Annotated in this window: 17 protein-coding genes; 9 read left to right on the top strand and 8 right to left on the bottom strand. The window is 73.5% G+C overall.

What is annotated here, in order from left to right; all coding sequences use genetic code 11:
- Positions 1-31: 31 nt before the first annotated feature.
- Together ACFWE2_RS01870 and ACFWE2_RS01865 are read right to left on the bottom strand one after the other, a co-directional pair.
- Positions 32-433 carry a PLDc N-terminal domain-containing protein gene (locus ACFWE2_RS01870; RefSeq protein WP_377222505.1) on the bottom strand — a complete coding sequence of 134 codons (402 nt, stop codon included), beginning with the start codon at positions 431-433 and terminating at the stop codon, positions 32-34.
- A gap of 33 nt (positions 434-466) precedes the next feature.
- On the bottom strand, positions 467-928 hold the full coding sequence (locus ACFWE2_RS01865; RefSeq protein ID WP_377222504.1) for a PLD nuclease N-terminal domain-containing protein: 462 nt from the start codon (positions 926-928) through the stop codon (positions 467-469).
- Positions 929-1,022: 94 nt separating this feature from the next.
- On the opposite strand from ACFWE2_RS01865, the gene ACFWE2_RS01860 reads away from it, so the two are divergent.
- Positions 1,023-1,304, top strand: coding sequence for a DUF4229 domain-containing protein (locus ACFWE2_RS01860; protein ID WP_377222503.1), 282 nt, complete (start codon positions 1,023-1,025; stop codon positions 1,302-1,304).
- 49 nt (positions 1,305-1,353) lie between these two features.
- Here the strand turns inward: ACFWE2_RS01860 and ACFWE2_RS01855 are convergent, their stop codons facing one another.
- Both ACFWE2_RS01855 and ACFWE2_RS01850 read right to left on the bottom strand, forming a co-directional pair.
- Positions 1,354-2,223: a 1,4-dihydroxy-2-naphthoate polyprenyltransferase gene (locus ACFWE2_RS01855; protein ID WP_377222502.1), complete on the bottom strand. Its 870-nt coding sequence runs from the start codon at positions 2,221-2,223 to the stop codon at positions 1,354-1,356.
- Between the two features lie 115 nt (positions 2,224-2,338).
- Complete coding sequence (locus ACFWE2_RS01850) at positions 2,339-3,697, bottom strand: AMP-binding protein (protein WP_377222501.1); 1,359 nt, start codon at positions 3,695-3,697, stop codon at positions 2,339-2,341.
- A gap of 155 nt (positions 3,698-3,852) precedes the next feature.
- Between ACFWE2_RS01850 and ACFWE2_RS01845 the strand changes: the two genes are divergently transcribed.
- Both ACFWE2_RS01845 and ACFWE2_RS01840 read left to right on the top strand, forming a co-directional pair.
- Entirely contained in the window at positions 3,853-5,055 is a 1,203-nt protein-coding gene (locus ACFWE2_RS01845) for a DUF1611 domain-containing protein (protein WP_377222500.1), read from the top strand.
- Positions 5,042-6,694 carry an ABC transporter transmembrane domain-containing protein gene (locus ACFWE2_RS01840; RefSeq protein WP_377222499.1) on the top strand — a complete coding sequence of 551 codons (1,653 nt, stop codon included), beginning with the start codon at positions 5,042-5,044 and terminating at the stop codon, positions 6,692-6,694. Before ACFWE2_RS01845 ends, ACFWE2_RS01840 begins: the two co-directional genes overlap by 14 nt.
- 117 nt (positions 6,695-6,811) lie before the next feature.
- Here ACFWE2_RS01840 and ACFWE2_RS01835 read toward each other — a convergent pair whose 3' ends face one another.
- Entirely contained in the window at positions 6,812-7,765 is a 954-nt protein-coding gene (locus ACFWE2_RS01835; RefSeq protein ID WP_377222498.1) for a 1,4-dihydroxy-2-naphthoyl-CoA synthase, read from the bottom strand.
- 23 nt (positions 7,766-7,788) lie between these two features.
- Between ACFWE2_RS01835 and ACFWE2_RS01830 the strand changes: the two genes are divergently transcribed.
- Positions 7,789-8,499 (top strand): class I SAM-dependent methyltransferase, encoded by a 711-nt coding sequence (locus tag ACFWE2_RS01830; protein ID WP_377222497.1) that lies wholly within the window; start codon positions 7,789-7,791, stop codon positions 8,497-8,499.
- A 26-nt stretch (positions 8,500-8,525) separates the two neighbouring features.
- On the opposite strand, the gene ACFWE2_RS01825 is transcribed toward ACFWE2_RS01830, so the two are convergent.
- Both ACFWE2_RS01825 and ACFWE2_RS01820 read right to left on the bottom strand, forming a co-directional pair.
- Positions 8,526-9,455 carry a DUF1963 domain-containing protein gene (locus ACFWE2_RS01825; RefSeq protein WP_377222496.1) on the bottom strand — a complete coding sequence of 310 codons (930 nt, stop codon included), beginning with the start codon at positions 9,453-9,455 and terminating at the stop codon, positions 8,526-8,528.
- 53 nt (positions 9,456-9,508) lie between these two features.
- On the bottom strand, positions 9,509-10,243 hold the full coding sequence (locus tag ACFWE2_RS01820; RefSeq protein WP_377222495.1) for an SDR family NAD(P)-dependent oxidoreductase: 735 nt from the start codon (positions 10,241-10,243) through the stop codon (positions 9,509-9,511).
- 121 nt (positions 10,244-10,364) lie between these two features.
- Between ACFWE2_RS01820 and ACFWE2_RS01815 the strand changes: the two genes are divergently transcribed.
- Both ACFWE2_RS01815 and ACFWE2_RS01810 read left to right on the top strand, forming a co-directional pair.
- Positions 10,365-11,009: a TetR/AcrR family transcriptional regulator gene (locus ACFWE2_RS01815; protein WP_377222494.1), complete on the top strand. Its 645-nt coding sequence runs from the start codon at positions 10,365-10,367 to the stop codon at positions 11,007-11,009.
- Between the two features lie 106 nt (positions 11,010-11,115).
- A complete protein-coding gene (locus tag ACFWE2_RS01810; protein WP_377222493.1) occupies positions 11,116-11,739 on the top strand; it encodes a gamma carbonic anhydrase family protein in 624 nt (207 codons plus the stop codon).
- On the opposite strand, the gene ACFWE2_RS01805 is transcribed toward ACFWE2_RS01810, so the two are convergent.
- A complete protein-coding gene (locus ACFWE2_RS01805; RefSeq protein ID WP_377222492.1) occupies positions 11,736-12,692 on the bottom strand; it encodes a DMT family transporter in 957 nt (318 codons plus the stop codon). The two genes, ACFWE2_RS01810 and ACFWE2_RS01805, sit on opposite strands and share 4 nt — an antisense overlap.
- A gap of 101 nt (positions 12,693-12,793) precedes the next feature.
- Here ACFWE2_RS01805 and ACFWE2_RS01800 point away from each other — a divergent pair, with 101 nt between their 5' ends.
- From ACFWE2_RS01800 to ACFWE2_RS01790, 3 genes are all read left to right on the top strand, one after another.
- Positions 12,794-13,774 carry an o-succinylbenzoate synthase gene (locus tag ACFWE2_RS01800; RefSeq protein ID WP_377222491.1) on the top strand — a complete coding sequence of 327 codons (981 nt, stop codon included), beginning with the start codon at positions 12,794-12,796 and terminating at the stop codon, positions 13,772-13,774.
- Positions 13,771-15,543 (top strand): 2-succinyl-5-enolpyruvyl-6-hydroxy-3-cyclohexene-1-carboxylic-acid synthase, encoded by a 1,773-nt coding sequence (menD, locus tag ACFWE2_RS01795; protein WP_377222490.1) that lies wholly within the window; start codon positions 13,771-13,773, stop codon positions 15,541-15,543. Before ACFWE2_RS01800 ends, menD begins: the two co-directional genes overlap by 4 nt.
- A gap of 84 nt (positions 15,544-15,627) precedes the next feature.
- On the top strand, positions 15,628-17,241 hold the full coding sequence (locus ACFWE2_RS01790; RefSeq protein WP_377222489.1) for a trypsin-like peptidase domain-containing protein: 1,614 nt from the start codon (positions 15,628-15,630) through the stop codon (positions 17,239-17,241).
- The last annotated feature ends 91 nt before the right edge of the window (positions 17,242-17,332 follow it).

Here is a 17,332-nt window from a genome sequence, read left to right as displayed (position 1 = left end):
GGCAGCAAGTGCATGGTCATTTCTCGTGCGGTCAGACGTCGTCGTCCTGGGTGTCCCGGTCCCGGCTGCCGCGGGCCTCCCGCTCCCGCCTGCGCTTCTCCTGCTCGAGGCGCCAGAGGAACTCGGGGTCGTCGTCCGGGGCGACGGGGCCGGCGGGACGGCGCGGGCCGGGGCGGGGTGACCGCGGCGGCGTCGGACGGCTGCCGCCTCCGCCCGGACCGCTGCCGGGCGCCGAGGGGCCCGCGCCCGACCGGCGGGCCGCGACGCGCACGACGATCCACGAGATCGCGCCCAGCAGGGGCAGGAGCACGATCAGGAGCACCCAGAGCCACCGGGGCAGCCCGCCGCGTTCGTCCTCGTCAGAGCCCCAGACGTCGGCCAGGGCATACGCCGCGAGTCCGACGACGACCAGGATCAGGAGTATGCGTGGCATACCCCCAGCCTACGGCGGGACGGCGGGGATGGGTCAGCCCTCGGCGTGACCTTCGCCGCGTTGCCGCCCGTCCCCGTCCGCGTCCGTCGGCAGGTCCCTGGGCGCCGCGTCCTCGGTGCGGCCGGCTCCCTCGCGGGCCTCCCGCTCGCGCTTGCGCTTGGCCTGTTCCATCAGCCAGATGAACTCGGGGTCGTCCTCGGGCGCGACGGGCGCGGCGTCCCGCTCCCAGGAGCGCGTCCGGCGCTCGTACCGGGCGGGTGCCGGCTGGCCGGCCGGGAACCCGGTGACCTGCTGGCCGGAGCTCCTCCGGCGACGTCGGGCCGTGTTGCTCACCACCAGCCACGCGATGGAGCCCGCCAGTGGAAGGAACACGATGGCGACTATCCAGAAGCCCTTCTGGATCCCGCCGAGGTCCTCTTCCTCCGCCTGGATCACGTCGACCAGCGCGTAGACGACGAGCGCGAGGTACAGGAGGAAGAACACGAGCTTGGGCATGGGCTGGAGCCTAACGGGACGCACGCCGGAGGCGCCCGGCCGAACGGGTGAACTCGTGGCCGGGTGTGACCGGGGCCCGGCTTACGATGGGAGGGTGCCACTCCTGACCTACACGCTGCTCCGCCTCGCGCTGTTCGGCGCGACCCTCGGCCTGCTCTACCTGGTCGGTCTGCGGGGCTGGCTGCTCCCGACGGTGGCGGTGGTGGTGGCGCTGGCGCTGTCGTACCTGACGTTGACCAAGCCCCGGGACGCCGCGACGCGGTGGATCGCCGAACGGACGGACCGCCGCGCCGCCGAGCGCGCGGTCTTCCCGAAGACCGACGCCGACGCGGCCCACGAGGACGCCGAGGTCGACAAGAAGCTCCAGGCCGACTGACCCGCCGTCCGGCCCGGCGATCCGGCCCGGCCGCTCGACCCGGCGCGGGTCAGATCGACAGGCCGAGCCAGAGCAGCAGGCCGTAGCCGAGCTCGTACAGGCCCGTCCCGGCCAGGACCGGGATCAGCAGCTTGCCGCGCGCCCCGGCGAGCACCGGGATGGTCAGCAGGATGGCCGGACCGAACAGCAGCAGCACGACGAGCGACCACGGTGCCCAGAACGCGCACACCAGACCGAGCAGCACCGGGACCCACAGCATCGCCACGTAGGCCCGGCGGGCCCGGTGGTCGCCGAGCCGCACGGCCAGGGTGCGCTTGCCGGCGAGCACGTCGGTCGGGATGTCGCGCAGGTTGTTGACCATGAGCAGCGCGCACGCGATGAGGCCGACCCCGACGGCACCGAGCACCGCCGGCCAGGTGATGCGGTCGGCCTGCGTGTACGTGGTGCCGAGCACCGCGACCAGGCCGAAGAACACGAACACGGCGATCTCGCCGAGTCCCCGGTACCCGTACGGCTTCTTGCCGCCCGTGTAGTACCAGGCCGCGGCGACGGACACCGCGCCGACAGCGAGCAGCCACCAGTGGCCGGAGACCGCGCACAGCGCCAGCCCCAGCAGGGCGGCGACGCCGAACGCGGCGAAGGCGGCGCGCTTGACGGTGCCGGGGGCTGCGGCGCCGGAGGCGGTGAGCCGCATGGGTCCGACCCGGTCGAGGTCGGTCCCGCGGACGCCGTCGGAGTAGTCGTTGGCGTAGTTGACGCCGATCTGCAGCGCCAGGGCGACCCCCAGTGCGAGCAGCGCGGGGAGCCACGCGGAGGCGTCCACCTGCGCGGCAGCGCCGGTGCCCACCATCACCGGGGCCGCCGCCGCCGGCAGCGTGCGGGGCCGGGCCCCGGAGATCCACTCGGCGGCAGTCGCCATCAGCGTGTCCTTCGTTCGTGAGGTGTGACCAGTGGCTGTGGACGACAGGGTTCGCGCCCAGCAGGTTCGACGTACCAGGCCCGGGCGTGTCCGAGGCCCTGGCGGAGGAACGAAGTCATGGTCGCACGGGTTCCCGGGCGGCCTCGGCCCGCACGACGGCGTCCCGCACCGCCCGGCGGTCCGTCTTGCCGGGGCCACGGGTCGGCAGGGCATGGGTGACGTAGACCCGGCGCGGCGCGGCGGGGGAACCGAGCCGCTGCCCGACGGTGGAGCGCAGCCCGGCGAGCAGCTCACCGCCGCCGTCGGCCAGGACGAGGTCCGGGCCGGCGCCAGGGTCCGGGTCCCGGACCGAGCTCAGGCCGGCCGACGGCCCCTGGGCGGCGGACGAGCCGGCCGGACCGGTCGCGACGACGGCGACGACCGCCTGGCCCCACTCGGCGTCGGGCACGCCGACGACGCAGGCCTCCCCACGGAGGCCGAGCCCCGCGAGGTGTCCGGCTATGGCGTCCTCGACGGCCGCCGGGGCGACGTTGACGCCGCCGGTGAGGATGACGTCGTCCGCCCGGCCGAGGATCGTGAGCCGGCCGTCGTCCAGGCGGCCCAGGTCGGAGGTGCGGAACCAGCGGGTGCCGTCCGGGTCGGTACGGAAGGCGGCGGCGGTGGCGTCGGGATCGCCCAGGTAGCCCTCGGCGAGCATCGGACCGGACAGCTCGACGACGCCGATTCCCGGGGCGGACCCGGGCGCGCCGGCGGACCCCGCCTGGGCGTCCGCGTGGGCGTCGGCGTCGGCCAGGCGGATCCGCACGCCGGAGAGCGGGACGCCGTCGTACACGCAGCCGCCGCTCGTCTCGGACATGCCGTAGGTGGTGACGACACGGACGCCGGCGGCCCGGGCGGCGGCCAGCAGGGGCGCCGGCGCGGCCGCACCGCCGACGAGCACCGCGTCGAACCGGGCGAGGGCGTCGAGCCCCGCGTGGTCGCCGTCGTCGGCCGCGGTGACCAGCCGGTGCAGCTGGGTGGGGACCAGCGAGACGTAAGCGCGCCGGCCGGGCACCAGGGGGGCGGCGAAGCCGGCGGCGACCGCCGCGAACCCGGCGGCCGTGAAGCGGTCGAGCGTGTCCGGGTGCAGCGCGCCGTCCGCCAGGAGGGACCTGGTGATGACCTGGACCCCGGCGACGTGGGTGGGCGGAAGCACGAGCAGCCAGCTCCCGGGACCGCCGAGCCGCTCGTGCGTGGCGTCCGCCGAGGCGCGCAGGGCGGCGGCGCTCAGCGCCACCTCGCGCGGGTTTCCCGTGGAACCGGAGGTCCGCAGCACGAGCGCGGTGCCGGGCGGCGCGTCGGCGTCGGACAGGCGGGGCTGCGGTGCGTACGCGGGGCCGCCGCCGAGGGCGTCCCGGACGGCGCGGACGACGCTGCCCAGAGGGTCGGGCACGCGGCCGGGCACGGCGTCGGGCAGAGGATCGGTCGGGGCCACCTCACGAGCGTAAGCGTGCGTCGAGGGTGCGGGGGCACGATGCGCCGGATGCCCGATGAGAGACCTTTCATCCGGGTCTCATGGCCGGTTCATACCGGCCGAGTTGAGTGACGGTGTCGCACCCCAGCGTCCCTCGACCAGAAAGCGTGGCCGTCATGAGCATCCTCGACACGTCCCCTGACCTGCGCGGCTACACCCCGCACCCCGTCGTCACCCCGCTGCGGGCGGACGCGGCCGGCGTACGGACCCCGGACCCGCTCGTGCGCCGGCTGCTGCGGGCCAAGAAGGCCTACTCCACGCGGTTCGTGGCCGCGGCCATCGAGCAGGACCCCGGCGCCTTCGACCTGATTGCCGACCCGGCGCGGGCACCACGGGCGGGCGACGTCGTCCTGGCCCGGGTGGTGACCATCGGCCAGCACAAGCGGCTCGAGTCACCGGTGTCGCGCCGCCAGATCCTGTTCGAGGGTGACGAGATCGTCGTGGCCTACGGGTCGCGCTACGCCGCCGACCAGTTCCTCGCCGTCCTCCCCGAGGACCTGGGCGAGTGCCATCTCGCGGCCGCCGGCGGGCTCGCCTCGCGCGTCGTCGACAAGCACGCGGCGATCGACGACGCCACGGTGATCGAGCCGATCGGGCTGCTCTCCAGCGCCGGCCGGGTGGTGAACCTGGCGAGGTTCGCGCCGCACCCGGTACGTGCGGCGGCGCCGGCCGGCGGTCTCGCGGCCCGGGTTCCCGTCGTCGCGGTGGTCGGCACGTCGATGAACTCCGGCAAGTCCACGACGCTGGCCTGCCTGGCCCGCGGCCTCACCGCAGCCGGCCTCACCGTCCACGCGGGCAAGGCGACCGGTACGGGTGCGGGCAACGACGCGCACCACTACACCGACGCGGGTGCGGACCGCGTGGTCGACTTCACCGACTTCGGCCACCCCAGCACGTTCGGCCTCTCCTTCGAGGAGGTCCGCGACGTGTTCGCGACCATGACCGACGTGCTGGCGTCCCCGGCGGGGCACGGCGCCCCCGACGTCGTCCTGATCGAGATCGCCGACGGCATCTTCCAGGGCGACACGAGCCGCCTCCTCACCGACGACGCCTTTCGTTCGGTGGTCGACCGTGTCGTGTTCGCCGCCGGGGACGCGCTCGGCGCGAGCGGCGGGATCGCGGCGCTCCGGGCGCTGGGCTGCGAGCCGTCGGTGGTGTCCGGGGTGCTCACCGCCTCGCCGCTCGCCACGGCGGAGGCCCGCGCCGCGCTCGACGTGGGGGTCGTGCCGACGTACGACCTGTGCCGGCCGTCCGTGGCGCTCGCCGCCGCGGGCCTGGCTCCGGCGGGGCAGACCCGGGGCGGACATGCCGTCGCCTGAGCCGGGCGTGCTCCCGAAGATCTACACCGGCCGCCGGCGCGGCTGGGTGGTCGGCCTGGTCGCCCTCGGCCTCGGCCAGGCCGCGCTCGGCGTGGTCAGCGCCTGGACCCTCACACAGCTCCGCGCGGGCAGCCCGTGGCCGATGGCGGTGGTGGTCGTCAGCATCGTGGCGGCGGCCGTGGCGCTCGGCGGGCTGCGCGTGGAGGAGCGGATAGCCGCCGAACGGCTCGGTCAGGACTACGTGCGGGACGTGCGCCGTGACCTGGTCCAGGCCGAGCTCACGCCAGGCGGCAGTACGCACATCGGGATCACGGTCGCCCGGACCACCAACGATCTCTCCAGCGTGCGCAACTGGGTGTCGCAGGGCGTCGGGCCGCTCGCCGCGGGGATCCCGCTGATCGTCGGCTCCGTCGTGGGCCTCACGGTCATCGACCCGTTCCTCGGCGTCGGGTTCGTGTTCCCGCTCGGCGTGCTCGCGGCGGTGATGGTCCCCTGGGCGCGCACGGCGTACCAGAGGTCGCGCAGCCTGCGGCGGGCCCGCGGGCGCATGGCCACACGGATCGCCGACACGGTGGGCGCCGCGCAGGGGATCATCGCGGCGCGCGGAGCCGGCCGCGAGCTCGGCCACATCGACTCCGCGTCGGACGCCGTCGTCGACCGGGCGGTCGACCGGTCCGCGATCGTCGGCCTGATCCGGGCCGGCGGCACCGTTGCGGCGATGCTGGCCACGCTCGCCGTCGCGACCGTCGGCGTCGTCCGCGGCATCGACCCCGCCGTCACGATGGCCGCCATGGCGATCGCCGGCATCGCGTCGACGCCGATCATCGACCTCGGCCGGATCGTCGAGTACCGCCAGACCTACCTGGCCGCCCGCGCCGTCCTGGGCCCGGCGCTCGCCGACGCCGCACGTCGGCGGGCCGAGTACGAGCGGGCCCGTGACGCCGCGGCGTCGGCCCCCGTGCCGGACGGCGCGGACGCGCCCGGCCTGGTGCATGTCGCGGTCCCCGGGCTCACCCCCGAGCCGTTGCGGGTGGGCGCCCGCGCCCGGATCCGGCTCACCGGCGACGACCCGGGGGCGCCGCTGCGCCTGATGCGCCGGGTGGTCGGGCTCGACGTGACCTCGCACGGCGTCGCCGACGAGATCTGGGTGGACGGCGAGAACCTGCGGGCCGTCGCTCCGGCGCGCGGGCGCGCGCTCGTCGGGCTCGCCACGAGGGGCACGGTGTTCGAGCGCGGAACGTTGCGGCGTGCGCTGCGCTACCGGCGTCCCGACCTGGACGACGAGACCGCGGCAGCGGTCCTCGAAACCGTCGGCCTCTCCGCCGATCGGTTCCCCGACGGCCTGCGCACCGTGCTGCGCTCCGGCGGGGAACCGCTGACCACCGACGAACGGGCGCGGCTCGCGCTGGCCCGCGCGATCTACGGGGAGCCGCCGCTGCTCCTGGTCGCCGACCTCGACCGCGACCTGGACCAGGAGGGACGTGCCCGGCTGGAGCGCATCCTGGCGGACTACCCGGGCGTCGTCGTGCTCACCGGATCCGACGAGCTGGCGCGGGCGCTGGGTGTCGAGGAGTTCCGTCTCGCTGCCGAGCCGGTGCCGGTCACCCCCGGCGGCCGGCCCACGGACGACGACGAGTAGGCGACCACCCGACTGACTCGCCACCCCCTCGGCGCCGAGTCAGCGGGGTGGTCGGACCAGCCGGCTGACTCGGCGGTCCCAGACCGGCGAGTCAGCGGCGTGGTCAGTCGTAGGTGGTCAGTAGTAGTACGGGAACGCCGACCAGTCCGGGGCGCGGCGCTCCAGGAACGCCTCCTTGCCCTCGACCGCCTCGTCCGTCATGTACGCGAGCCGCGTCGCCTCGCCGGCGAACACCTGCTGGCCGGCGATGCCGTCGTCGGCGGCGTTGAAGGCGAACTTGAGCATCCGGATGGCCTGCGGCGACTTGGTGGCGATGATCTTCGCGTACTCCAGCGCCAGCCCTTCCAGGTCCTCGTGGGCGGCGACCTCGTTGACGGAGCCCCAGCGCTCGGCGTCGTCGGCGGAGTACTCGCGGGCGAGGAAGAAGACCTCCCGGGCGCGCTTCTGCCCGAGCTGGCGGGCGAAGTAGGCGGAGCCGTAGCCGGCGTCGAACGAGCCGACGTCGGCGTCGGTCTGCTTGAACCTGCCGTGCTCGCGGCAGGCGACCGTGAGGTCGGCGACCACGTGCAGCGAGTGCCCGCCGCCGGCGGCCCAGCCGTCCACGACCGCGACGACCACCTTGGGCATGGTCCGCATGAGGCGCTGCACCTCCAGGATGTGCAGGCGCCCGGCCTTGGCCGGGTCGATGGTGTCGGCGTTCTCGCCCTCCGCGTAGCGGTAGCCGTCGCGGCCGCGGATGCGCTGGTCGCCGCCGCTGCAGAACGCCCAGCCGCCGTCCTTGGGGGAGGGGCCGTTGCCGGTCAGCAGCACGGTGCCGACGTCGGACGTCATGCGCGCGTGGTCCATGACCCGGTACAGCTCGTCCACGGTGTGCGGGCGGAACGCGTTGCGCACCTCCGGGCGGTCGAACGCGATGCGGACCACGGGCAGGTCGCGCGGCTCGGGGCCGCTGCGGTCGACGCCCCGGTGGTACGTGAGGTCGGTCAGGTCCTCGAAGCCGGACACCGCACGCCAGCGCTGCGGGTCGAACGTCTCGGAGACCTGCTTGGGAAGTTCGGTGCTCGTGCTCACGCGGCAAGCCTAGGCCGTGTCCTGTGAATAACGGGCCGCGCTCCGACACCGCTGGACGCGGCGGCAATTACCACGCCTTCTACCGCGCTCTGGCCGACGAGACACGGGCGAGACGGATCTTCGATCTCGGGTGCGGCACCGGCCTCCTGACCCGGTCGTTCGCGACGGCGGGCAGGCACGTCGTCGGTATCGACCCGAGCGCGACCATGCTCGAACACGCGCGCTCCCGGCCCGGGGCTGAGGCTGTCACCTGGGTTCACGGCGATGCCTCCGCCCTCCCGGCCGATGCCGAGGCCGACCTGCTGGTCTGCACCGGCAACGCGATCATGCACGTCAGCCCCGACGAGCTGTCCACCACACTCGGTGCGGCTGCCGCCGCCCTCCGCCCCGGCGGTGTCGTCGCGTTCGAAACCCGCAACCCGGACGCCCGCGAGTGGGAACGGTGGACCCGGGAGACGACGTACGGTGAGCGAACCACTCACCTGGGTCTCCTGCGCGAGTGGATCGAGGTCACCTCGGCGACCGACGGGCGCGTCGTGTTCGACGCGCACAACGTGCTTCCGAACGGCGAGGACCGCATCTACACCTCAGTGCTCTACTTCCGCGACGAAGCGACTGTCCGGACAGAGCTGACCCGTGCAGGGTTCGAGCGGATCCAGGTGTTCGGCGGTTGGCACGAAGAGCCTGTCGCGAGCGGAGCCGGCGTGCTGGTCTTCCGCGCTCAGCGGGCATGAACCATGACCTCCGGGCGGCGGCGGGTCTACTCGGTGAACGCGGTGAACGACAGCGCCTTGTCGAACCTGCCGGCGGCCAGGTCGTTGCGGCGGATCAGGAACCGGCCGCGGTGGACGTCGTCCGGCACGAACTGGGCGAGTGGTACCCACTCACGCATCAGCCGGAGCGCTTCCAGCTCGAGCTGCCGAGCCCGTTCGTCCGGCGGGACGACGGGCTCGCCGGCCTGCCTGCGCGCCCTGAGGGCGTCGTCCGCCATGCGGGTCTCGGGAGTCTCGAACATGTGGTCGGTGCGGAGCCCGCCGGTGTCCATCGAGTGCCCGCCCAGCGAGACGGTGGCGCCGCGGCCCGGCGGCCAGAGCTCCCTCACGAGGGCGCAGAGCTCCTCCAGGTGGGACAGGTGGAGACCCAGGTGCTCGTGGCCTTCGGACGGTGTGTCCTCGTCCTCGTCCTCGTCATCGTCCTCGAACCAGCCGGGCAGCTCCGCCGCGACCGTGGCATACAGGTCGTGCTCCGGCCCCACGAAGCTGAGCTCCGTGTTGTCGAACACTTCCTCGCCGTGCTCGGGCTCCTCCGCGGTCGTGGTGCCGACATCGGCCGGGACGTACACCACCCGTGCGAACTCCTGCTCGCCGGTGACGGAGAAGGCCTCGTGGGCCCACTCGTGATGCAGGAAGAAGAGCAGCGACCCGTCCGCGGGCATCGGGAGGCCGTCGACCCGCGGCAGGGCCGCACAGTCGAAGCCGACGACGAACGGCAGCGGCCCGTACCTCGAGGACGGCCATTCCATGCCCACCGGCAGCTGGGGGAGCCCGCCGTACCGCCCGACAGGAGCGCCGGCGGTGGGATGCGGGCTCAGCCAGATCGCGAAGCGTAGGAACTCGGCGAACGTGCTTGCCTCGTCCTCCGGAATCCCTCGTTCGCTCGCCGCACGACGAAACTGCAGGTGACGGTCCATGGCGGTGGATCGTACCCGGGGGGACAGCGGTCCCTGCACCGGCAAGCGTGCGCTCAGACCTGGGTGAGGCCGCCGTCGACGGGGATCTCGGCGCCCGTGATGTAGCTGGAGTCCGCCGACGCGAGGAACAGCACCGTGGCGGCGACGTCGGCCTCGGTGCCCAGGCGGCCGGCCGGGATCGCCGACAGGGCCTGCGCCCTGAACTCCTTCGGCAAGGTCTCGAACGAAGGGGTACGGATCGCGCCGGGGTTGATGACGTTGACCCGGATGTGCCGGTCCCTCAGGTCGGTGGTCCACGTGCGGGCGAACGACCGCAGCGTGGCCTTGCTCGCGGCGTAGACGGTCGAGCCGGGACTGCCCTGCACGGCCGCCGCCGATCCGTTGAGGATGATCGACGCGCCGTCCGTCATCAGCGGCAGCAGCTTCTGCACGGTGAAGAACGTGCCGCGCACGTTGACATTGAAGATCTCGTCGAAGGTCTGCTCCGTCGCGGCGCCGATGGGTTCGTCGTAGTTCCAGCTCGCGGCGCTGGCGAACAGCACGTCGACCCGTCCGGTGTGCGCGGTGACCGCTTCGACCAGGCGGTCCAGGTCGTCCAGCCGCCCGACGTCGCCCTGCACGCCGATGGTATCGCCGCCGATCGCGGCCACGGCTTGGTCCAACCTCTCCTTGTTCCGGCCGGTGATGACGACGCGCGCTCCTTCGTCGGTCAACCGTCTCGCGGTCGCCATGGCCATCCCGACCGTGCCGCCGGTGATGACGGCTGTCTTGCCGTCGAGCTTGGACATCTCGAGTCTTCCCGTTCGTCGATGGTGAGGGGTGCCTCAGCTTCGCCAACGACACTAGCAGAAACATGAGGCTTGCCTCGACTTAGAGTGAGGGTGCCCTCAGCTTCGATAGGATCTGGCCATGACGACCGTCGATCGCCCCGCATCGACCCGCCGGGACGCGCGCCACAACCGCGAGCTGCTCGTCGAGCGTGCTCGCGCCGGCTTCGCCGAGCACGGTGCGACGGCGTCGCTGGAGCTGATCGCCCGGAGCGCCGGCCTGGCGATCGGCACCCTCTACCGGCACTTTCCCCGTCGTATCGACCTGCTGGTGGCCGTCTACGGAGCGACCCTGCGCGACTTCCTCGACGCGGCTGAGGCCACTCTGGGCTCGGCGGACCCGTGGGACGGTTTCAGTGCGTTCTTCGAGGAGCTGTGCGCGGCGCAGGCGCGCGACCGGGGCTTCGGCGACTTCGTCTCGCGGCGCTTCCCGGACGACGAGCGCACCGAGGCATTGCACGACCGCCTGTGCCAGGTCGCCGAGCGTGCCCTCGTCGGGGCTCAGGAGTCGGGTGCCGTCCGCCGGGACGTGACCACCGCCGACCTGGTGATGGTGCTCTGGGCGATCAGCGGCGTCGCGGAGGCCACCGGCCCGGTCGCACCCGGAGCCTGGCGACGGCACCTGCACGTGGTTCTCGACGGGTTCCGAGCCACCGCCGTGAACGACCTGCCCGGACCGCCTCTGGACGACGAGCAGCTCTATCGCACGATGGCGCGGTCCCGCTAGCTCGGGTCTGGGTGGTGCCGATGACCTCGGCGCAGCCGGTCGCTCCCGCCGGACGCCTCCGTGTGGGTGGCAGCACCTAGGGTGGCGGCGACGAGAGGAACTCCCCATGCTGATCCGCCATCGCGGTCTCGAGCCGACCATCGATCCGTCCGCCTACGTCGCCCCGTCGGCAACCGTCGTCGGCGACGTCCGCATAGCGGCCGGAGCCAGGGTCCTCCATGGCGCGGTGCTCACGGCGGAGGACGGCGGCGTCGTCGTCGGTGCGGACACCGTGGTCATGGAGAACGCACTCGTCCGTGGCCGGCACGGCCACCCCGCCCGTATCGGGGACGCCGTGATGATCGGCCCGCACGCCCACGTCAACGGCAGCACCGTCGAGGACGAGGCGTTCGTCGCGACCGGCGCAGCGCTGTTCCCCGGCAGCGTCATCGGCGTGGGCGCCGAGGTGCGTATCCACGGCGTGGTGCAGGTCAACACGGTGCTGGCCCCGGGCGCGGTGGTACCGATCGGCTGGATCGCGGTGGGCGACCCGGCAACCATCCTGCCGCCGGAGAGGCACGAGGAGATCTGGGCGATCCAGCGCGAGCTCGACTTTCCCGGCACGGTGTACGGGGTGGACAGGGACGTCTCGATGCGCGAGCTGATGCGCCGCCAGTCGGACTACTACGGCGCGCACCGGGACGACGAGCCGATCGACGGCACCACGTCGCGGTCCGAGCCCTCCGCCTAGGTCCGGCGGTCCAGGTCCTGGGTCGCTGCGCGGTCCTCCGCCCGGATCTCGGGGCGCGCGCCGCGCGTCGCGCCCACCGAGGCGATGACCACGCACAGCACAGCGATCCACTGCGACCAGTGCAGCAGCTCCTGGAGCACGACCAGGCCGATGAGGGCTGCCATGGCCGGTTCGAGGCTCATCAGGATGCCGAAGACGCGCGGCGGCATCGTGCGCAGCGCCTCCAGGTCCAGCGAGTACGGGACCACCGACGACAACAGCGCCAGACCGAGCCCGGCGACCAGGACCCACGGCTGGACGAGCGCCGTCCCGCTGTCCGCCACACCGACGGGCACCGCCACCAGCGCCGCGACGATCATGCCGAGAGCCAGGCCGTTGCCTTCGGTGGTGTGGCGGCCCAGCGCCGCGCTGACCACGATGTACAGGCCCCAGCACGCCCCCGCGCCGAGGGCGAACAGCAGACCCAGCAGGTCTACCTCGCCGCCTCCGCCCATGAGCAGGACGACGCCGGCCGCCGCGAGCGCCGCCCAGAGCGCGTCCAGCCATCGCCTCGACCCGATGAGGGCCACCGTCAGCGGCCCGAGGAACTCGACGGTGACCGCGATCCCCAGGGGGAGCCGGTCCAGCGCCAGGTAGAAGCACAGGTTCATCAGGCCGAGGGTCAGGCCGTAGCCGACCACCACGGTCCACGCCCGACGACTCATGCGTGGCGAGGGTCGCCACAGGAGCACGAGGATCGCCGCGGCGAAGAACAGGCGCAGCGCGACCGTGCCGAAGCTGCCGACCTCGGTGAAGAGCTGCTTGGCCAGCGCGGAGCCCAGCTGGACGCTGACGATGCCGAGCAGGACGAGGGCCGTCGGTGGGACGCCACCGAGGCCGCGGCCGACGAGGCGGGTCAGCGAGAACTGGGTCGCCGGGCCGCGTCGAGGGCTGTCGTCGTTCAAAGGGGCCACACGTGGAGTATCGGCGACCGCGAGGCGCGGGCAACACGTCATTTCCGCGTGCCCCTGTGGATAACTCTCCGGCGGTGTCGGCAGGTCGTTAGCCTGGGCCTGTGCTGCTGATCGGTGAACCCGTGGTCTGGTCCACGCCCCTGCGGACCCGCTTTCGCGGGATCGACGTGCGCGACGGCGTCCTCCTGCGCGGGCCTGCCGGCTGGGGCGAGCTGTCGCCGTTCTGGGACTACGACGACGCCGAGTCCGCGACCTGGCTGCGCGCCGCGCACGAGGCGGCCTTCGTCGGCTGGCCCGAACCCGTCAGGCAGAGCGTGCCGGTCAACGTGACGGTCCCCGCAGTCGGCCCGGAGCGGGCCCGGGAGATCGTGTTGGCGTCCGGCGGATGCCGCACCGCCAAGGTCAAGGTCGCCCAGCGCGGGCCCGACGGGACGCTCGAACCCGTGTCCGCCGAGGTGGACCGCGTCGCCGCGGTCCGTGAGGCCCTGGGACCCGACGGCGCGATCCGGGTGGACGCCAACGCCGCCTGGACCCCCTCCGACGCCATCGCCCACCTGGCCGAGATCGACCGCGCGGCCGGCGGGCTCGAGTACGTGGAACAGCCCTGCGCGGACGTGGACGAGCTGGCCCTCGTCCGCCGCAAGCAGGACGTGCCCGTCGCGGCCGACGAGTCCATCCGCCGCGCCTCCGACCCCCTGCGGGTGGTGCGCGAGGAGGCCGCCGACATCGTGGTCCTCAAGGTCCAGCCCCTCGGCGGCGTCCGCGCCTGCCTCGACCTCGCCGAGCAGGTCGGGCTGCCGGTCGTCGTCTCGTCGGCGCTGGAGAGCTCGGTAGGGCTCGCCGCCGGTGTCGCCCTCGCCGCTGCCCTCCCCGAGCTGCCGTACGCCTGCGGGCTCGCGACGTCCCAGCTCCTGGTGCACGACGTCGTCGGTGAGCCGCTGCTGCCGGTCGACGGCGCACTCCCCGTCCACCGCCCCGAACCCTCGCCACGGGCGCTCGCGGCCGCGGCGGCCGACCACCGGACCGCCGAGCGCTGGCTCGCGCGGTACCACCGACTGACCCGGATCCTGGAGGACGCATGACGATCCCGCCCGCCGTCACCGCCGCCCGCGCACTGGTCGCCGACCTGGTCAGCCGGGGTGTGGCCGACATAGTGCTCGCGCCAGGCTCGCGCAGCGCACCCCTCGCCTACGCGGTGGCGGAGGCTGCCGACGCCGGCCGCGTCACGCTGCACGTCCGGATCGACGAGCGGGCGGCGGGATTCCTCGCGCTCGGCCTGTCGAAGGGGGCGGAGGGCGCCCCGGTCGCCGTCGTCACGACGTCGGGGACCGCCGTCGCGAACCTGCACCCGGCGGTGCTGGAGGCGAGCCACACCGGGCTGCCGCTGATCCTGCTCACCGCCGACCGGCCGCACGAGCTGCGCGGGACCGGGGCGTCACAGACGACCGACCAGGTGGGCATCTTCGGTTCGGCGGTGCGGTTCGCCGTGGACGTGCCGGCCCCGAGCCAGGGGGCGACGGGGGAGCCGGGCGTCGCGAGCGCGGAGGAGCTCCGCGACCTGCGGAGCGTCACGGGGCGCGCGGTCAGCGCGGCCCTCGGGTTCCGGTCGGGACATCCCGGCCCCGTGCACCTCAACCTGGCGTTCCGGGACCCGCTGACGCCGTCGGCCCCGCTGCCCGGGCTGCCCGCCGACACCGCGCAGCAGGGCCACGCCAAGCCCGACCCGCCGCTCGTCGTGCCGGCCATGCTGCAGCACGTCGCGTCGCCCGCACTGCCCGGCAATCCGGCGCACACGGTCGTCGTGGCGGGTGACGGCGCGGGCACCGATGCCAGGCAGCTCGCGGAGGTGCAGGGCTGGCCGCTGTTCGCCGAGCCGTCGTCGGGTGCGACCGGCGGGCCGAACTCCATCGCGGCCTACCGGGCGCTGCTCGGGTCCGAGGATCTCGCGGGGAGCATCGAGCAGGTGGTGGTCCTCGGCCGGCCGACGCTCTCACGGCCGGTTCAGCGGCTCCTCGGCCGACCGGACGTCACGGTCACCGTCGTCGCGCCGGGTGCCGGTCCGTGGCCCGACGCCGCCCGCAACGCCGCGGTGGTGCTGCCTGGCGTGGCGCCGGCCTGGTTCGAGACGTCGACCCCGCCGCCGTCCGCGTTCCTGGAGCGCTGGCGTGCCGCCGGGGCACAGGCCTCGAGGGTGCTCGACGACGCGACCTGCGACGAGGCGGTCCTCGGCGGACCGACCGCGCTCTCCGTCGCCCGTGCGGTCGCCGCCGTGCTCGGGCCCGACGACCTGCTGGTGGTCGGCTCCTCCAACCCGGTGCGGGACCTCGAGCTGGTGCTCGGCCTCGACGGCCCCGGGCCGGCGGTCCTCGCCAACCGCGGGCTCGCGGGCATCGACGGCACGGTGTCGACGGCGGTCGGCGTCGCGCTCGCCTCCGCCCGCCGCGGTCTGCGGACCCGCGCGCTCCTGGGCGACCTCACGTTCCTGCACGACGTCGGCGGCCTGCTCCGTGGGCCGGACGAGACCCCGGTGGACCTCGAGATAGTGGTGGTGAACGACGACGGCGGATCGATCTTCGCGACCCTGGAGCACGGCGCGCTCGCCGCGACCAGCAGCGCGGCGAACGCCACGTTCGAGCGGGTCTTCGGGACGCCGCACGGGTCGAACCTCGCGCAGCTGTGCGCGGGGTACGGCGTGGACCATCAGCTCGTGAAGGACGTGCCAACCCTGCGCCACGCGCTGCAGGCGCCCAGCCACGGGATCCAGGTGATCGAGGTGCGGGTGCCGCGGGCAGACCGTCAGGTGGAGTCGACGGACCTGGCGCGCCGGATCGTGGCCGCCGTCCAGGAGTGAGGACTCGCAGCAAACTCACAGACTCGTCCAAGGGTGGGGCAAGGATCGGGGTGTCAACTGGTTCTGACTTCAAGGAGGGTCACGATGACCGACGAGAACAGCACCACTCCGCAGCCGGACCAGCAGCCGCACGCCACGCAGCCCACAGAGCAGCTGCCGCCCGCGACGCCGCCGACTCAGCAGCTCCCGGCCGCCGCGCCCGCGCCCGCACCGGCACCTGCGCCCGCACCGGCCCAGCACGCGGCGACTGAGCAGTCCTCGAACGCCGCGCAGCCCTCGCACCCCGCACAGCCGCCGCACGCGGTGCACGTGCAGAGCCCGACGGTGACGCAGAGCCCGGCACCCGTACAGCACCCGACGACGACGCAGAACCCGGCGCCCCCGCAGAGCCCGGCGTCCGGGTACGTCAACCCGTACGCGGTCCCGGCGACGGTGACGGCGTCCGGCGAGACGAGGACGAAGAACCGCGCCTGGGTTCCCGTGGTCAGCGCGGCGGCGGCCGCCGCCCTGCTGGCCAGCCTGGGCACCGCCGGCGCCATCTCGCTCACCGACGGCTCGGGCGGCGCCGCCTCCCTGGCCGACGTCGGACAGACGGCCAGCCAGAACGTGCCCGTGAAGAGCTCGACCGTGGACAACCCGAACTGGACGGCCGTCACCTCGGCGGTGCAGGAGTCCGTGGTGGCGATACAGGTCGAGAGCCAGGGCGGCGGGGCGGAGGGCTCCGGCGTCGTGATGGACTCCGAGGGCCATGTCCTGACCAACAACCACGTGGTCGCGGGCGCGCAGACCGTCCAGGTCACGCTCAGCGACGGCCGCGTGTACGAGGCCGACATCGTCGGGACGGACCCGACCACCGACCTCGCCGTCGTGCAGCTGACCGACCCGCCGTCGGACCTCAAGCCGGCCAAGTTCGCCGACTCGGACGACGTCGTGGTGGGTGAACCCGTCATGGCGCTCGGCAACCCGCTGGGCCTGGCGAACACCGCGACGACGGGCATCGTGTCCGCCCTGAACCGTCCGGTCACGGCCAGTGCCGAGGACGGGTCGGACCAGGTGGTCACCAACGCCATCCAGATCGACGCCGCGGTGAACCCCGGCAACTCGGGCGGGCCGCTGTTCAACGCGTCGGGCGAGGTCATCGGCATCACGTCGTCGATCGCCACGCTGTCGAGCGGGATGTCGTCGGGCAGCTCCGGCTCGATCGGCCTGGGGTTCGCCATCCCGTCGAACCAGGCGACGCAGATCGGCGACCAGCTCAAGGCGGACGGGACCGCCGAGCACGCCTTCCTCGGCGTCTCGCTCCAGGACGCCACGGCCACCGCCGACGACGTCACCCGGCGCGGCGCGGGCGTCGTGGAGGTCACCCCGGACTCGCCGGCCGGCAAGGCCGGGATCCGGCAGGGCGACGTGATCGTCGCCATCGACGGTGACGCGGTCAACGGCTCGGCGTCCCTCACGGCGTTCGTCCGGGAGAAGGAGGCAGGGAACGAGTCGGTGCTGACGGTGGTGCGCGACGGCAAGACCCAGGAGATCACCGTGACGCTCGCGGTCAAGGACGAGTCGGCGACCCAGAACCAGGGCCAGCAGAACCAGGGCCAGCAGGGCCAGCAGGCGCCGGACTCGGGCTCCGGCTCGGACCAGAGCGCACCGAACAACATCCCCGACTGGATGCAGGAGTGGTTCGGCAACCAGGGCTGACCTCCCGACCTCCCGCCGAGTCAAAAGCCGCCGAAGTAGAACCATGGCGAGATAGAACTGGGGCGAAGTAGAACGCGATCCTGCGTTCTAC

It is taken from the genome of Promicromonospora sp. NPDC060271 (genome assembly GCF_042726755.1).
Lineage (GTDB): Bacteria > Actinomycetota > Actinomycetes > Actinomycetales > Cellulomonadaceae > Promicromonospora.
This window is presented reverse-complemented; position numbering and strand designations above follow the sequence as displayed.